At 48.2% G+C, this 16,551-nt stretch carries 14 protein-coding genes; 1 reads left to right on the forward strand and 13 read right to left on the reverse strand.

The annotated features are described in order from the left end of the window. Nucleotides 1-18 precede the first annotated feature (18 nt). Together GJB61_RS16420 and GJB61_RS16425 are read right to left on the reverse strand one after the other, a co-directional pair. Nucleotides 19-429, reverse strand: coding sequence for a MerR family transcriptional regulator (locus tag GJB61_RS16420; RefSeq protein WP_154119813.1), 411 nt, complete (start codon nucleotides 427-429; stop codon nucleotides 19-21). A 241-nt stretch (nucleotides 430-670) separates the two neighbouring features. Further along, on the reverse strand, nucleotides 671-931 hold the full coding sequence (locus tag GJB61_RS16425) for a YolD-like family protein (RefSeq protein WP_154119815.1): 261 nt from the start codon (nucleotides 929-931) through the stop codon (nucleotides 671-673). A 174-nt stretch (nucleotides 932-1,105) separates the two neighbouring features. Here GJB61_RS16425 and GJB61_RS16430 point away from each other — a divergent pair, with 174 nt between their 5' ends. Continuing rightward, the gene (locus GJB61_RS16430) at nucleotides 1,106-1,648 is read left to right on the forward strand and encodes an NADPH-dependent FMN reductase (RefSeq protein WP_154119818.1); all 543 of its coding nucleotides are present in this window, start codon (nucleotides 1,106-1,108) and stop codon (nucleotides 1,646-1,648) included. Between the two features lie 101 nt (nucleotides 1,649-1,749). Here GJB61_RS16430 and GJB61_RS16435 read toward each other — a convergent pair whose 3' ends face one another. The 11 genes from GJB61_RS16435 to mutS all read right to left on the reverse strand — a co-directional run bounded on the left by GJB61_RS16435 (nucleotide 1,750) and on the right by mutS (nucleotide 16,528). Further along, nucleotides 1,750-3,015 (reverse strand): methionine gamma-lyase family protein, encoded by a 1,266-nt coding sequence (locus tag GJB61_RS16435; RefSeq protein ID WP_154119820.1) that lies wholly within the window; start codon nucleotides 3,013-3,015, stop codon nucleotides 1,750-1,752. A 134-nt stretch (nucleotides 3,016-3,149) separates the two neighbouring features. Continuing rightward, a complete protein-coding gene (hflX, locus tag GJB61_RS16440) occupies nucleotides 3,150-4,439 on the reverse strand; it encodes a GTPase HflX (RefSeq protein ID WP_154119822.1) in 1,290 nt (429 codons plus the stop codon). 45 nt (nucleotides 4,440-4,484) lie between these two features. Then, complete coding sequence (locus GJB61_RS16445; RefSeq protein ID WP_154119824.1) at nucleotides 4,485-5,450, reverse strand: AAA family ATPase; 966 nt, start codon at nucleotides 5,448-5,450, stop codon at nucleotides 4,485-4,487. A gap of 94 nt (nucleotides 5,451-5,544) precedes the next feature. Beyond that, nucleotides 5,545-6,201, reverse strand: a complete 657-nt coding sequence (locus tag GJB61_RS16450) for a YdcF family protein (protein WP_154119826.1) — start codon at nucleotides 6,199-6,201, stop codon at nucleotides 5,545-5,547. A 1-nt stretch (nucleotide 6,202) separates the two neighbouring features. Continuing rightward, a complete protein-coding gene (locus GJB61_RS16455) occupies nucleotides 6,203-6,757 on the reverse strand; it encodes a ribonuclease FAU-1 family protein (protein ID WP_154119828.1) in 555 nt (184 codons plus the stop codon). A 192-nt stretch (nucleotides 6,758-6,949) separates the two neighbouring features. Further along, the gene (locus tag GJB61_RS16460; protein WP_154119830.1) at nucleotides 6,950-9,538 is read right to left on the reverse strand and encodes a transglycosylase domain-containing protein; all 2,589 of its coding nucleotides are present in this window, start codon (nucleotides 9,536-9,538) and stop codon (nucleotides 6,950-6,952) included. Nucleotides 9,539-9,678: 140 nt separating this feature from the next. Then, nucleotides 9,679-9,918 (reverse strand): RNA chaperone Hfq, encoded by a 240-nt coding sequence (gene hfq / locus GJB61_RS16465; RefSeq protein WP_019910673.1) that lies wholly within the window; start codon nucleotides 9,916-9,918, stop codon nucleotides 9,679-9,681. A 19-nt stretch (nucleotides 9,919-9,937) separates the two neighbouring features. Beyond that, entirely contained in the window at nucleotides 9,938-10,918 is a 981-nt protein-coding gene (gene miaA / locus GJB61_RS16470; RefSeq protein WP_154119832.1) for a tRNA (adenosine(37)-N6)-dimethylallyltransferase MiaA, read from the reverse strand. Continuing rightward, nucleotides 10,908-11,687, reverse strand: a complete 780-nt coding sequence (locus GJB61_RS16475; protein WP_154119833.1) for a class I SAM-dependent methyltransferase — start codon at nucleotides 11,685-11,687, stop codon at nucleotides 10,908-10,910. Before GJB61_RS16475 ends, miaA begins: the two co-directional genes overlap by 11 nt. Before the next feature lie 44 nt (nucleotides 11,688-11,731). Next, nucleotides 11,732-13,768: a DNA mismatch repair endonuclease MutL gene (gene mutL / locus GJB61_RS16480; RefSeq protein WP_154119834.1), complete on the reverse strand. Its 2,037-nt coding sequence runs from the start codon at nucleotides 13,766-13,768 to the stop codon at nucleotides 11,732-11,734. Nucleotides 13,769-13,801: 33 nt separating this feature from the next. Next, nucleotides 13,802-16,528 carry a DNA mismatch repair protein MutS gene (mutS, locus tag GJB61_RS16485; protein ID WP_154119835.1) on the reverse strand — a complete coding sequence of 909 codons (2,727 nt, stop codon included), beginning with the start codon at nucleotides 16,526-16,528 and terminating at the stop codon, nucleotides 13,802-13,804. Between the last annotated feature and the right edge of the window lie 23 nt (nucleotides 16,529-16,551).

Here is a 16,551-nt window from a genome sequence, read left to right on the forward strand (position 1 = left end):
CTTTCAAGCTTCTTTATCTTATTTATTAAAAAACCGGGATAGCTCACCTTGAATCAGAGAAACTTGTCCCGGTCTTTTACCGGAAACCAGTTCTTGCTTCAACAGACGATGGAGCTGGGAGTCGGACAATTCTCTACGTCTAACCTCTGTGTCAGGGGTTATAACTGTAGCTTCATCAGATTCCTTAGAGACAGGATTCATCACTTGCTTGATGCCAGCAATATTGACGCCCTTCTCAATCAAAGCTTTAATCTCCAACAATCGTTCTACATCATTAAACGAGAACAAACGCTGGTTGCCTGAAGTACGCGCTGGTACGATCAGGCCGTGCTGCTCATAATAACGAATTTGTCGCGCAGATAAATCGGTTAGCTTCATTACGATTCCTATAGGGAATAATGCCATATTTCTGCGGATTTCATCACCCATGACTCATCCAACCTTCCAATGATCTTTTTCTCATCTCATTGTACATTTCCTGTTCTGGCGTGTCAATGGTGTGTAAGATATTCTCACAACATCAATTGTAATCTACAGGAATCCAGGTGAAGTGAGTGTGAGCTATATAGGACTGGACTTTTCCGCAGTATATCACATTGAACGATCGACAAGCAAAAATACCCATCTACTAAGTGGGCGAATGGTGTGTAGCCAAAAAAAGATCCAAGCATTAAGATGCTGGATCTTCTACACTCCATATTTCTAAGAAGGGAATTTTAAACAATCCTTGTTCTTCCGTTTGCAGGTGAATCTTTCGGGTTGTGGCATCCATCTTTTCAATAACTCCAGTTACCTCCCCTATCTTAAAAACCATCAATGTAGTTGGCCTTTTGCTACTCGCTGCTGCTTCTAGTGATTCTCCAAGTTCCTGCAATGCAAACTCATCGTAGTTGGGAAGATCGTAATATTTCAAGTTCAAGTCTGCGGTCATAACCACTCACCCCTTTCGAACGTCCGTCACTTTATTATATACGAATAAACGTTCGTAGTACAATGCACATTTCATAATGGCCCATAGTTATGTTTTAAAAAGGTTAAGTGCTATAATTTACCGTAGAGGCCCTTACATATGTTGGGCTATTAAATTTCGAAGAAGGAGACTGAAATGAGTAAATTAAACATCGGAATTATATTGGGAAGCACACGACAAGGCCGCGTGAGTCCACAAGTAGGCGAATGGGTAAAAGGGATTGCGGATCAGCGTGGAGATGCAAATTATGAAATCGTAGATATCGCAGACTTCAAACTTCCGCTTTTAGGAGAAGTTGATGCTACAGAGCAAGCCACTGCTTGGAATTCAAAACTCGCCGGCCTGGATGGATTCGTATTCATTGTTCAAGAATATAACCATAGTATTTCAGCATCTCTGAAAAATGCACTGGATTATGCACGTGATGCATGGATCAATAAAGCTGCAGGTATCGTAAGCTATGGTTCAGCTGGCGGAGCTCGTGCAGCAGAACATTTACGCGGTATTCTGGGAGAATTACAAATAGCCGACGTTCGTGTACACCCACTATTGTCATTGTTCACAGACTTTGAAAACGGAACTGTTTTTAAACCCGCTGAATTACATGTTGCTAATGTGAATGCCATGCTGGATCAAGTGCTCGCTTGGAGTGGGGCATTAAAGACTTTACGTCAATAATCACTATTTACCTAAGAGTAGTTCCTTTATAATAAAAGATAGCCACTTCAAACAACGAAGTGGCTTTTTTTGTTGATGACAATCCATTATCCTGCTAATAATCAACTCTGCAATTTCAGCAAATTTTGATCTCGCATACTTTGTAGCGCCATTAGGACTCCGTATTTGACATGGGAATACGTTAAACCGCCTTGCATATATCCGATATATGGAGCACGAATAGGCGCATCTGCAGATAACTCCAAGCTCCCGCCCTGGATGAAGGTACCGGCCGCCATAATAACAGGATGCTCATATCCAGGCATGTCCCACGGCTCTGGAACCACATGACTGTCTACAGCTGCAGCACGCTGAATTCCCTGTACAAAGGCTATCAGGTGCTCCGGACCGTCAAAGGCTACAGCCTGAATCAGATCCGTGCGGGGTTCGTACCAGGCGGGTTTTGTCGTGAATCCACATCGTTCAAATACAGCCGCAGCAAAAATACTCCCCTTAACGGCTTGTCCAACCGTATGAGGTGCCATGAACAGCCCTTGGTAAATCCCCCGGGTTGTTCCCAGCATCGCTCCTACTTCTGCTCCGATACCCGGAGCTGTCAAGCGGTAGGCTGAGAGTTCGACAAGATCGCGGCGACCACATATATAGCCACCTGTCTCAGCAATACCTCCGCCTGGATTCTTGATTAATGATCCGGCGACAAGATCAGCACCCACCTGCGGTGGCTCCAGCTCTTCGGTAAACTCGCCATAACAGTTGTCCACAAACACTATAACATCGGATTTTAGTGCTTTTACCTGAGACGTCATCTCACCGATTTCAGCAATAGTAAAGGAAGACCGCCAATCATAACCACGCGACCGCTGAATGCCGATCACCTTAGTCTTTGCATGAATAGATAGAGCCACTTCAGCCCAGTCCACTTTCCCATCGTCTGTAAGGGCCACCTCGCGGTAGGTAATGCCAAAATCAGCTAGTGACCCCGTTCCGTCACCTGACTTGCCTACAACCTTGTGCAGCGTATCATAGGGACGTCCGGTGATGTAGAGCAGTTCGTCCCCTGGTCGAAGCACGCCAAAGAGCGCTGTTGAAATGGTGTGTGTTCCAGAAGCAAAATGAGGACGTACTAATGCCGCCTCTGCACCGAATACGTCCGCATAGACGAGATCCAGCACTTCCCGCCCCCGGTCATTATATGCATAACCCGTAGAGCCAGCAAAGTGGAAATCACTGACCTGATGCCGTTGAAACGCTTCTATTACCTTCCACTGGTTCTTGTCTACCACGCGGTCCAGCAGCTTTACCGCACTCTCTATTTCGATTTCCGCTTGCTCTGCTGCCTGTAAGATATCCTCTGCAAATACTACCATTTCCCCTATTCTCTCCTTACATTCACATGCCATCATAATGACAGGAAAGCGTCAGTTTCCTGACGCTTTCCTGTGTGAGTTAACGCTATAATGTGGTTCAATAATTAGTTTACTATTTGTTGTGAGCTGCTTTGTTAGTTCGGTTCCACAAAATCGACTAACTTATAACCCCATTTTTCATAATCCTCTTTATTCAAGCGGACGCTGTAGAGAACATCATTCTCGTCAAAATTTTGTTCTAAGATCTCACCCACTCTATACAATAATGCGGACAAATCTCCACGATCTCCGGGAATACGGAAAACCAACGTTTCACCGGCCAGTTCATCTGAGATGATCCCTGTAAGCCGGGTCAGATCTTCAGGATTATAAGCACTGATCTTCAGATAGCCCGTACCTGTCGGCAACATTTCCAGTTGTTCTGGTTGACACAAATCAATTTTGTTAAACAGGACAATCTGCGGTTTACTTGCTGCACCAAGATCCTGCAGAATGGACTGCACTACATCCATCTGCTCCTGGCGCATCGGTGAAGAAGAATCCACTACGTGCAGCACCAGATCCGCTTCATTCACTTCTTCCAGCGTCGCCCGGAAGGAGGCTACCAGATCATGGGGCAGATTCTGAATAAACCCAACGGTATCCGTTAATACGACTTCCTTGCCGCCGGGCAGCTGCAATACACGCGAAGTAGGATCTAGTGTAGCGAATAACTGGTTCTCAATATATACATCCGCATTCGTAAGTTGTTTCAGAAGTGTTGATTTACCGGCATTGGTATAGCCAACCAAAGCAACCTGTACCGCCCCGCTTTTACGACGGCGTTCACGATGCAGCTCACGTGTCTTCACAACTTCATCCAGTAGCCGTTTCAGCTCGACAATCTGATCGCGGATGTGGCGACGGTCTGTCTCAAGCTTGGTTTCCCCTGGACCTCTTGTGCCCACACCGCCACCTAGTCTGGATAAATTCTTACCTTGGCCAGACAAGCGGGGCAGCAGATACGACATTTGGGCCAGTTCCACTTGGATGATACCCTCGCGTGTTTTCGCGCGCCCAGCGAATATATCTAGAATTAGCTGCGTCCGGTCGATGATTTTCAAATCCAAAGCTTCTTCCAAATTTCGCACCTGAGCGCCTGAAAGCTCTTGATCAAATATAGCTGTTGTAGCTCCTAGTCCATCAGCGATCATCCTAAGCTCTTCAACCTTACCTTTACCAATAAACCATTTCGAATCAGGGGTTGCTTTATTCTGGCGTAACACATCCAGCACTTCAACTCCTGCAGTCTCCGCCAACTGAACTAATTCCTGCAGAGAAAGCTCTGGATCGATTCCAGTACGTTTGATCTTATCTGTGACAAGACTGACCAGTATAGCCCTGTCTTGAAATTCTGTTTCCGTGTCATGCGTGGTTATTGCCATGAATGCCGTGCTCCTTATGACTTAATATTGTCCATATTACATTATCTACAGCTTAAAGTCTTCTGTTCGCAAGCTCATCAGCTCCTGTTTCCCAGGGCTAATGCTCTCATACTGGTTCAACAGGCGCACAGCTTGAGCGCGTACGGCCTTCTCAATGGCGTTGCGTACATATCGAGCATTGCTGAAAGCGTGCACGCCTTCGGTTCTCTCCAGCAGCAAATGCTGCTTTAACTTGAGTATCGCCTGTGGCATCAAAATATAATCGCGCTCCTTGGCCATCAATTCCGCAATCTGCAGCAGCTGGTCAAGTGTATAGTCAGGAAATTCGACCTGAATCGGAAAGCGCGAGGGCAGGCCAGGATTACTCATCAGAAAATAATCAATTTCACCAGAGTAGCCCGCCAGAATCAGCACAAATTGACTCCGATGATCCTCCATGGACTTTACAAGTGTATCAATTGCTTCTTTGCCAAAGTCTTTATCACCACCGCGGGCCAGACTATAAGCTTCGTCGATAAAAAGGATGCCTCCCAGCGCCTTCTTAACTAGATCCCTTGTCTTTTGTGCGGTGTGTCCAATATATTCACCTACTAGATCTGCTCTTTCTACCTCAATGAGATGACCTTTACTTAATACACCCATGCGTTGAAACAACTTGGCGATAATTCGCGCCACAGTCGTTTTTCCGGTACCTGGATTGCCCTTAAACACCATATGATACGCTTGACCACCACTCGCTAGCCCAGCTTCGCTGCGCATCTGGGCAACCTGCAGTAGCGCATATATTTCAAATACCAGTTCCTTGATATTATCCAAACCTACCAAGGCATCAAGTTCTTGGCTTAATTCTTGAAACAAGCTACTGTGGCCTGGCGTCTTGGGAGGTCCCACCTGACTATCTCCAACTATATGGGTAATAGCCGGAGGCTCCTGATTCCGCAATACTACATTGATTTGTCGTGACGGTCTGCCTTCCTCCCGCCCGCTTGCCGCCGCTACGCGTCCGTTCATCGGGTTCACCTCATTATCCAGGGCTGACTTCTCTAATCAAGTCTATTCCAGCATATGAAGTCTTATTAGCAGATTCGGGATTTTCTCGGACAAATCACAAGAATAACTGTTGGAGCTTCCATTTAGTGTAGGCCAACACCTCGCGTGTCTTATGGCGGAGCATAGACAGAACCTGAGAATCCGTTAGTCCAAGTTGAGGCTTATTGTAGTCAAGCTCGTCCGCAATTTCCTGAGCCCGTCGACCATGGTAAGTATGGGTAATGATAATCGCCGTAGATAAACCTTCACGATTCATAATCTCTTTGCTAAATGAAAGATTCTCGTAAGTGCTGGTAGCCTTATTCTCCATATAAATGGCGCTGTCCGGTACTCCTTGCTTAACTAAATAATTACGCATTCCTTGAGCCTCGGTGTATTTGAGATCAGCTTGATCCAAACCACCAGTTACAATAATATGCGAGAATTTACCTGCCTGATAAAGCTTAAGCCCGTAATCCAGACGTTCCTGTAACCCGGGACTGGGTTCATCTCCCCACATAGACATCCCTAGAATAATGCCTGCATCCGCTTGATTCATTGGGTCGGTTGTAGCTGCACGATTAATATTCCATAGGGCAAAAGCACCCCAAAGCAACCCCAAAATCACAAGAGCTGCTAAAACAATCAACCAAAAGCGTCTAGACCAAAACCGGCGTTTTCGGTTCACCCTCCGAATCGGGGATGAGCCTCTTTCGTAGACATACCAATCCATTTTATTTCCTCCTGAATTCTCCATGATGAAACAATTCCGCACGATGCTTCAAAGAGAGGGAGAAATAAGGAAAGGCGTGAGCGTCGATGCTGTGAAGAATAGCGTTAGCTGTATTCCAGGCCAAATTGTAATCGCTATCCGAAATATCTTCCCGTTCCAACGCTTCCTCGAGCTCATCCTCATCAAGTAAAAAAACCTCTCCATTCCACAGTACTACAACATCCAGATATAAATCATCAAACCACGGAACTCCCTGATCGGTGACACCCTGAACTTTGCAGGTATCTATATACCATTGAATGATATTCTGCCTTTCATCGAACATAGCCGTCACAATATAGTGACTGTCTTTAGGGAAATATTGCAGCCACGAATACCCTTTGTCCGCAATGCGGTATGTATGCCTGCCATAGCTCTTCCACAGTGGTTCTTTCAATCCGTAGATGGTGTACAGCGTGATGTAACCGTTGAATTCCCGGCTCTCCACATAACGGCAGGCAAAATGGCGGCGCGTAATCCGGCGCCAGTTGGCCCGGTCTCCGAATTTACGTTTCATAGATATAACCCTCTCCAGTATGGTGTCTTCAGCTTACCACATTTAGCGGATACACTCAAAATATCCCTGTATTATACAACTTTTAATTCCTATCACTCATAAATAAGCCCCGGCAGAGCCTATACTCCTATGTAACCAGAGCACAAGGTCTGCCAGGGCAGTGTAATTCATCTTTAAAACAGCTGTTGAGTATTATGGTGCAGTGACCCCATTGTCAACTATCCCCGTTGTCGGATCAGGATTGGCAATAGCACCATTATCGGCACCGGGATTCCCTGGGTCTGACGTTGCCGCAGGGGGTGGGGTAGGGATAGGCGTCTCTAGTACAGGAGGTGGCGTAGCATCTGGTGGTGTTCCTTCTCCACCATTTCCGCCTCCATGATTACCGCCATTTCCGTTATTGCCATTTCCGTTATTGCCATTTCCGTTATTACCTCCATTTCCATTACCTGGGCCACCGTTGTTACCACCATTCTCAGGTGTTGCCGTTGGCAGGTTTGGATCAAGTGTGGCTTCTGGCTCTTGCGTCGGCAGTTCATCCTGCACAGATAAAGAAGCGGTGTTGGAAGGTTCGCTTTCTATATCCAATTCAGGATAATATACCTTCACATAATACTCATACGTCAAACCTGGCATGGCGCTAATATCCCCTGCATTTGTAGATACCGTATTTAACAATGGGCTAAAGTCTGCCTCAGACGTCTCACGGCGATAAACTCGGTATTCCACGCCTGCAGTAGGGACAGCCTGCCAGTTAAGGTTAACAGTCATTATCGTTGGATCATACTCTGCTGTCAGTCCACTAACCGCCTGAGCAGTCTCAGGGGTTGCGGTAGGTTCAGAGGCATCGACATTATCCGGATGTGGGAAAGATTTCGCCGGAATATCTCGGAGTGCCTCCTCCATGACCTTACCCCAGAATGCAGCCGCAAGAGGGCTGCTGTTCTTGAGCAAGTGCTGCTTACTAGGCTTGTCATAGCCCATCCACACAGCAGCGGTCCATTCCGGTGTATACCCCACGAACCAGACATCGCGGTTCGAGCTGATACCCGTATATCCACTTTGGGTCGTACCGGTTTTACCGGCAACAGGACGGTTAATTTTCGCTTTTTTACCGGTACCGTCTTCCACGACCTTCTGCATCATTTGCGTCATTTGGTAAGCCGTTACTTCGCTCATGACACGTTCTGGTGTCGTATCAGCTTTATAAACCGTCTCACCCGTACTATCCGTGATAGATTTGATAGTATAAGCATCTCGTAACTCTCCGCCATTCGCAAAGGCACTGTAGGCTTGAGCCATTTCCAGCGTGTTCGTTCCTTTGCTCATACCTCCGAGTGCCAGAGAGAGATTCTTATCCTCATCTGCCAGACCAATGCCCATCTTCTTGGCGAATTCAAAACCGGTATCCACACCGATCTCATTCAGAAGCCATACAGCCGGAATATTTTCCGACTTCTGCAAGGCATCACTCATACTGATGGTCGAAGAATATCCATGCAGGTTGTTTGGACAGTATTTACCGAAACATTGTTTCTCATTGCTAAGACTAGAATCTGGTGTAAACTTGCCGGACTCCAGCGCAGGTGCATAAGCAACGAGTGGCTTGAAGGCCGATCCAGGAGAACGCCGGCTGCCGTTAACGCGGCTGTAGCCTTTTTTCTCATAGTTCCGTCCGCCCAATAATGCCACAATACTGCCATTCTCCTGATTAATGATGGTCATAGAACCTTGTACCGGCTCATCGTCCACACTCTTCTCAAAGTTGTCACTATCGGCAAAAGCATCCTCAACAGTCTCCTGGGCATGCTTATCCATCGTGGTATAAATTTTGTATCCGCCGATATTCAGATCGTCTTCGGACAGACCAAACTTGTCTTCTGCCTCGTCAACTGCATAATCAATAAATGCCTGATAGCGCTGCTTGCTTTCCGGCGGTTTATAATTGTAATCTACGGCCTTAGCCTCATTCATCTCCTGTTCAGTAATGAAACCCTGCTCGTTCATGAGCTGAAGTACCACCGCACGGCGTTCCTTGGAAAGCTCCGGATTGCGGAGTGGGTTATAGCGTGAAGGCCCTTTTGGCATCGCAGCCAGCGTGGCAATCTCCCATATCTCGAGCTTATTCAAATCACTTTTACCAAAATAACGGATGGATGCTGCTTTGATTCCGTAAATGGTCCCCCCGAAGTTAATCCGGTTCAGATACATCGTAATGATCTGCTCTTTAGTATTGTTATTCTCCAAAGCTACTGCGATTGAAACTTCCGTCGCTTTGCGAAAAAAAGTTTTATCCCGCGTCAGGAAAATATTTTTGGCCAGCTGCTGCGTAATGGTACTGCCGCCTTCAACCATGCTTCGTGCCGCAATATCCTTGACTGCTGCGCGTCCGATCGACCAAAAGTCGACTCCACTGTGCTCAAGAAAGCGTTTATCCTCTGTAGCGATAAAGGCACTGACCAGCAGCGGAGGGAGATTCTCATATTCCACAGGATCGCTCTTCTCGAGTGATAATTCACCGATAAGATTCGCATTGCGATCGTATACCTTCGTTGTTGGATTTATTGTTAATTTATCCTGATTCTCCTCAAGCAGCTTCTCTCCGCTAAGCATAATGAAGAGATAACCCCCAAGCGCACAAAAAATCGCCAACGCCGTTGCAAAGAATAGACTCCATAGCACACGTTTCTTAGTCAAAAACTTCTTTTTCTTTTTAGGTTTCGATGGATTCGATCCTCTATCTCTATTGCGGTTCGGTCTTGTTATATCTTCTCTGGACATGTTGCCTCCTGACTCCCTTTCGGAACCATTTATAAATGGTCATCCACGAATGAAAAGAACAACCTTCTCAGGTTGCTCTCTCATCTACCCTATTTAAACGATTTATAAACAAAAAGGTTTCACTTCAAGCTTGTAAAATATTACTCTTCGCTTCCGCTATCCTGCATAAGTGAAACACTACGCTGCGGTGTAAAGGTCGAGATTGCGTGCTTGTACACCATTTGCTGCCGACCGTCACTGTCAATGACAATGGTAAAATTGTCGAAAGCTTTAATAATCCCTCGGATCTGAAAACCGTTGGTCAAATATACTGTAGCAGGGATATTCTCTTTACGCAGTTGGTTCAAGAACGTATCTTGGATGTTAATGGACTTGTTCATATGACGTACCCCCAATGGTTCAATTAGATTGTTCAGATGTATATTCAAGACCTGAGAGAAACTTTCCTGCTATTATAGCACGTATTTTTGCAAAATTCTCAGAAAAGTTTTGTTCGCCTTCGACGTCAATCCACTGAATTTCGTTCATGTGGCGAAACCATGACAACTGTCTCTTGGCGAATCGGCGAGTATCGCGCTTCAGCAGTGTCACAGCCTCAGCAAGCGTCATTTCGCCTTCGAGATAGGAGGCAATCTCCTTGTAGCCCAGTCCCTGCATAGATACAAGGCTTCTGCCGTAGCCATGTTCGAGCAGCCCTTTCACCTCGGCGACAAGTCCCTCCGCCAGCATGCTGTCAATTCGGTCTTCAATACGTTTATATAGTATTTTCCGGTCCATTGTCAAACCTATGAGGCATAAATCATAGGGTGATTCCTTATTTTGGGCCGCATGAGAAGCTGAAAGAGTGGTGTCCGTCTGGAGATGAATCTCCAGGGCACGAATAATTCTCCGGCGGTCATTCGGATGTAATCTGGCTGCGCTGACCGGGTCCACAAGCTCAAGCCGGGCATGCAGTGCAAGCGCTCCCTCCCTTTCCGCAAAGTCATCCATCTCCTTGCGGAAGGCTTCATCTGCCACAGCTTCAGAGAAGCGAAATCCGTAGCACAAGGACTCAATATACAACCCTGTCCCCCCCACAATAAAGGGAAGTTTGCCCTTGTCGCTAATCTCTTCAATCAGATGACCACCCTGCTCCTGAAATTCAGCTGCGGAGTAGGCATCCTGCGGATCATGAATATCGATCAGATGGTGTGGAATCCCCTGCATCTCTGCCGGTGATATTTTCGCCGTACCAATATCCATCCCCCGATAGACCTGCATGGAATCGCCGGAAATGATCTCTGCGCCGTATGCAGCAGCAAGCTCCAAACTCAGTCTTGTTTTGCCGACAGCAGTTGGCCCCAGAAGCACCAGCACCTTGCGTCTAGTTTCACTGGTCAATTTGTATCACCCCGTACGATGTTTTAGAATTACTACGGAGCAGCTCGGTGAAGCCCAGCCGTGCAAATTCACCACTTAAAGCTTTTTCCTTCAAAAGAACGGTTTTGCGGGCTACTCTCACCGCCTCAGCAACACTCACCATCGACAATGCGTCTCCGTTTGCGAACTGGCGTAGCGGAGAAATCGCCGCCGAATCGGTCAGCGGCACGCGGAACATGGGATCAAAGTAAATGATATCAACGCTGCGATCCGGCTGTGCCCGCAAATAGTCCAAATGATCACTATGCACCACATGAATACGACGCAGAGCTGCATTCACTTTCTCTTGTCCAGAGATATAATGACTCATCCCCTCCAGCAGCAGTCCGTATAACGGGAGTGAACTCTCAAGAGCGGTTACTATAGAGCTCTCGCTGCCATAGACCGCAAACAGCAAAGAATCCGTACCCAGACCTGCAGTACAATCAAGTACACTGTCCCCGGGAAGCATCCCGGCAGCGGTAAGCATGGGGTCAACCTCGCCCTTCAGTATCCGTTTAGCGCGGACAAACCCCATACTGGGATGGAACTCCATCGTTGCCATTCCTGGCCGCAAGAGACGGACTGCTTCCTGCAGTACAACCAGAACCTCTTCGTCCTTGCTACGTTCGACAAGCTTGGGTAAGGAAAGAGTACCACGAGGAGCATAAACACAGCCCGTACGTTCCGCAAGACTCTGTGCCCGCTGTACAATTTCCGGTATCGGGTTAGTACCCGTTGTTATAATCATGATGCCTCCTGTCTTGCTCTCTTCTTTAAGTAGCAGCACTGCAATTACATTACACGCTTGAACAGCTTCTCTAAATCATAGGATGAAAAAGAGACCACGATCGGCCGTCCATGTGGGCAGGTATACGGCTGGCGACAGGCCGCCAAACGCGACAGCAGTGAATCCACTTCCAACTCAGTGAGTTTCTGATTAGCCTTAATGGAGGCTTTGCAGGAGCAGAGGATGGATGATTTCTCGCGCAGCTTCGCCAGATCTATAAACCTTTCACTCAGCACCCACTCAGCCATCTCTTCGATCACAGCCTTCTCGTCCCCTTCCGGGAACCAATACGGCAAAGATCGGACCAGAAATGTCTGGCCTCCAAAATGCTCCAGATACACACCAGCCTGCTGGAACCAATGCAGCCGTTCACTAAGCTGCCGGCTCTCGGAAGGTGTGAACTCCAAGGTTATCGGCAGGAGCAGTTCCTGCGAAGCCTCTTCTGGACGGCCAAATTTCTCATAATAGTATTCATAATTAATCCGTTCATGTGCTGCATGCTGATCGATCAGGTACAATCCTCCGTCATTCTGGGCAATAATATACGTGCCGTGATGCTGGCCGATATAATTCAGCTCCGGAAATTCCGGAAGACTGGAGGCTTCGCTGTTTGCGGGCGCCCACAGCTCTTCTGCTGCAGGCATCTGCCCACGCGGTAATGATGCTGCCATCGGACGGTAGCTATTGCCCATGACACTCTGAGGGCCTCGTGAAGGAGACTGTTGGGTACTGCTGCCATAGGATGCTGCCGACTCACGCGTTTGATGGAGTCCTGCCTGTTCCGCTGATTGGCTATTTCCACCAGTGTAGCGATTACTTGCTGGATTCCCAGCGCTATTCATATCAGGTGCTGCTTTATTGTTACTGAACTGCTCGAATGTCGAATCTAGACGGCCTCCACTCGGCAAATCTCCTGATACCTGCGATTCTTGATTTGGAACTTCGCCTGTTGGAGCCTGGGGAATATTCCCCTTGGAGAAAGCAAACTGTTCTTGAATAAAAGAACTGCTCCCCTTCTGTCCGATCATTTCTTTACCCGGACGGAGGATCAGACTTTGACCCAGCAGCACCTTGCGGATCTCATCCTCCACAAATTTATACAGCTCAATCTCCTTGCTGAAGCGAACCTCCAACTTGGCTGGATGTACATTAACATCCACAAGAGAAGGATGCATATCAAGCTGCAGCACCAGCAGCGGGTAGCGGTTGATCGGTAGGAGTGTATGGTAGGCGCGTAGAATTGCTGCGTTCAGACCATTGTTGCGGATATATCGACCACCCACAATGGTAGTAATCCCATTCCGATTAGAACGCGTCCATTCCGGGCGGCTGATAAAGCCGGAGATCCGGTAATCGAGATCCTCTGCTGCTATCGGCAGCATCGCCTTCGCCGCAGAGGTGCCGTATACGGCGGCAATCACTTGCAGTTGATCTCCATTGCCCAGCGTGTGCAGCAGTTGGTTGCCGTTATGATGCAGCGTAAACGAGATCGTTGGATGAGCCAACGCCATCCGGTACATCGCATCCGAGATATGCCCAAGCTCGGTTTGAATACTCTTCATATATTTCAACCTTGCCGGCGTATTAAAAAACAATTCCCGTACGGCAAGATCACTGCCTACACCGGATGGTGAATCCTCATTACGGATCAGTTTGCCACCTTCAATATCAATAAGGCGGCCCTTGCCGTCATCAGCGGTTGCGGTAAGCAAAGATACCTTGGATACCGCAGCGATACTGGGCAGTGCCTCGCCGCGGAAGCCGAGGCTCGTTATGAGGAACAGATCGCGCCCGTTCGCTATTTTACTTGTCGCATGGCGGTAAAAAGCAGTCTCGCAATCCTCAGGCTCAATGCCTGAACCATTGTCCTTGACCCGGATGCTCTGCAGGCCACCTTCCTCAACAGTCACTTCAATTCGGGTACTGCCTGCATCAATGGCATTCTCCACCAGTTCCTTCACGACCGAAGCAGGTCGTTCTACAACTTCCCCGGCAGCAATCTGGTTGGCAATATGCTCATCCAATATATGAATTTTGGCCAATTTCTTTCACCTCAATCTTAGGCAATTTACTTCTTAAAGATCTTTGGCTTTCATCTTCAAATCGTTCAACAGGCCCATCGCCTGCAGAGGGGTCATGTTCATCAGATCCACACTCTGAACGGCTGCGATTAATTCTTTGAGCACTGGATTTTCTTTCACTCCAACTGCAGCAATAACACCGGCACCGCCTTTGCGGCTCTTGCGCGGCTCTTCCTCACCGAAAATAGACAGCTGCACCACTTCACGTTCCACAACTTGCTCCGAAGGAGCCAGTGTTACCGCGGCTTCAGCATAAGCAGATTTATTCTCTTTCGCTCCTGCTTGTCCTTCATAACCCACACCATAATTAAGGCTCACTGCACCGGGTGCAGCCGCTAGCTCGATGTTCTGAAGCAACCCATAGGCACGGTCGATAATCCCTTCGGGCAGTCCGGCTAATCGAGCGCAATATATACCATAGCTGCTGTCTGCAGCTCCTGGCACAAGCTTGCGCAGGAAGTTTACTTTGTCGCCACTTTCTTGGACGGCCATAGAATAATTGCGCAAGCCCTGCAGGCTCTGCTCCAAATGGGCCAGCTCATGAAAATGAGTCGAGACAAGTGCTTTGCAGGCAATGGTATCGTGCACGTATTCAATTACCGCTTGAGCGATTGCCATCCCCTCGCTAGTAGAAGTACCCCGTCCCAACTCATCAATAATGATCAGACTGCGGGCGGTTGCTTTCTCCGTCATAACCTGAATGTCAGCCATTTCCACCATGAACGTGCTCTGCCCGCCAATTAGATCATCAGCCGCCCCGATACGCGTAAAGATACGGTCAATCAGCGACACCTCTGCACTTGCCGCAGGCACAAAGCAGCCGATCTGCGCCAAAATACAAATAAGAGCAACCTGACGCATATAGGTGCTTTTGCCCGCCATATTAGGACCGGTAATCAGCAGAATGTTTCCTTCAGCCTTACTGAGATGACTCCCATTGGCAATAAAAGCAGAATCCTTCAGTACAGCCTCGACTACGGGATGCCGTCCACCTTCAATATGCATATCATAGCTGTCTGTCAGCTTCGGCTTCACAAAGCGGTGCTCCGCACTGACCGCTGCAAGACATTGGTATACATCTATCTCTGCTACCTTCTCCGCAAGGCTCTGTAGACGCGGAATCTCGCCGCTAATTCGTTCACGCAGTTCTGTAAACAGGCTATACTCCAGATCAGTCATCTTGTCCTGTGCTTCCAGAATAAGTGCTTCCTTCTCTTTCAGCTCCGGGGTAACATAACGCTCTGCATTTGCCAGCGTCTGTTTGCGTTCATACCGACCTTCCGGCAATGAAGCCAGGTTTGAACGAGTAATTTCTATATAATAGCCAAAAATTTTGTTGTAACCGATCTTCAGTGACTTAATGCCTGTCGCCAGGCGTTCCTTCGCTTCGAGTTCGGCAATCCAGCGCTTGCCGTTTGTGCTCGCTTCCCGGAGTTCATCCAGTCGAGCATGATAACCCGAACGGATCATCCCGCCGTCACGGACGGATACTGGCGCATCCTCAACGATAGCGCGGTCAATATCCTCTCGCAGTTCAGCGCATTCGTCCATCGCTGCCCCGATCTCCCGCAGCGTTGCTGAACCGGAAGACAGGCACATTTCCTTCAGCGTCGGGATCTGCAGCAGTGACAGCTTCAGGGCATTCAGATCCCGGCCATTGGCGCTGCCAAAGGCGATACGTCCGACCAGCCGCTCCAGATCATAAATTTCTTTGAGTGCAAGACGCAAGTCCTCACGGACGATAAACTGGTTGTACAAGAAATCCACCGCTTCTAGCCGTCGTTCAATCGGTGCCCGCTGCAGCAGTGGCTTATCAATTCTGCGCCGCAACAGCCGCGCGCCCATCGACGTTTCGGTATGGTCCAGCAACCAGAGCAGGGAACCCTTCTTGGACCGTTCCCGCACTGTTTCCGTAAGCTCCAGATTCCGCCGTGTGAACGGATCAAGAATCATATAATTGCCAGGCTCATAAGGAGATATCTGGCTCAGCTGTCCAAGTGAACGCCGCTGGGTCTCGCTTAAATAGGAGATCAGCAAGGCTAGATTGTGGCCCCGTTCTTTCTCCAGTCGTACCCAGGCCGCTTCACCAAACTGCCGGCGCGCCATTTCCTCATCACGTTTCTCCCAGGGAGTGTATACTACAGGTTTCGCCAGAAGTGGTGTATCCCTACGCAAAAGCTCCAAAAGAGCAGGATCGCCAATAATCTCAGCAGGCTCATAAATGCCAATCTCATCCCGCAGCCATTCTGCTCCCGAGAGTACGGAGGTTACATACAGCTCACCTGTAGTTAAGTCACAAGCCGCTAGAGCCATCATCCCGTCGTTCTCTGTGACACAGACCAGGTAATTGTTACTCTTGTCACTAATGATCTTGCCATCCATGACCGTTCCCGGAGTTACGACACGCACGATATCCCGCCGTACCATGCCCTTGGTTGTCGTCGGATCATCAAGCTGCTCACAGATAGCAACCTTGTAGCCTTTTTCAATCAATCGTTGAATATAGCCCTCTGCAGCATGGTAAGGCACGCCACACATCGGAATACGCTCATCGCCTCCACCCGCGCGAGCTGTCAATGTTATTTCAAGTTCCTTCGAAGCAAGCAGAGCATCCTCAAAGAACATTTCATAGAAATCGCCCAACCGAAAAAATAGAAAGGCGTCCTTTGCCCCTTCTTTTACCCGTAAATATTGCTCTATCATCGGTGTATATTCTGCCATGGTCAACCTCCACGCCTATTTAA

The organism is Paenibacillus monticola (assembly GCF_009664975.1).
GTDB lineage: Bacteria > Bacillota > Bacilli > Paenibacillales > Paenibacillaceae > Paenibacillus_AQ > Paenibacillus_AQ monticola.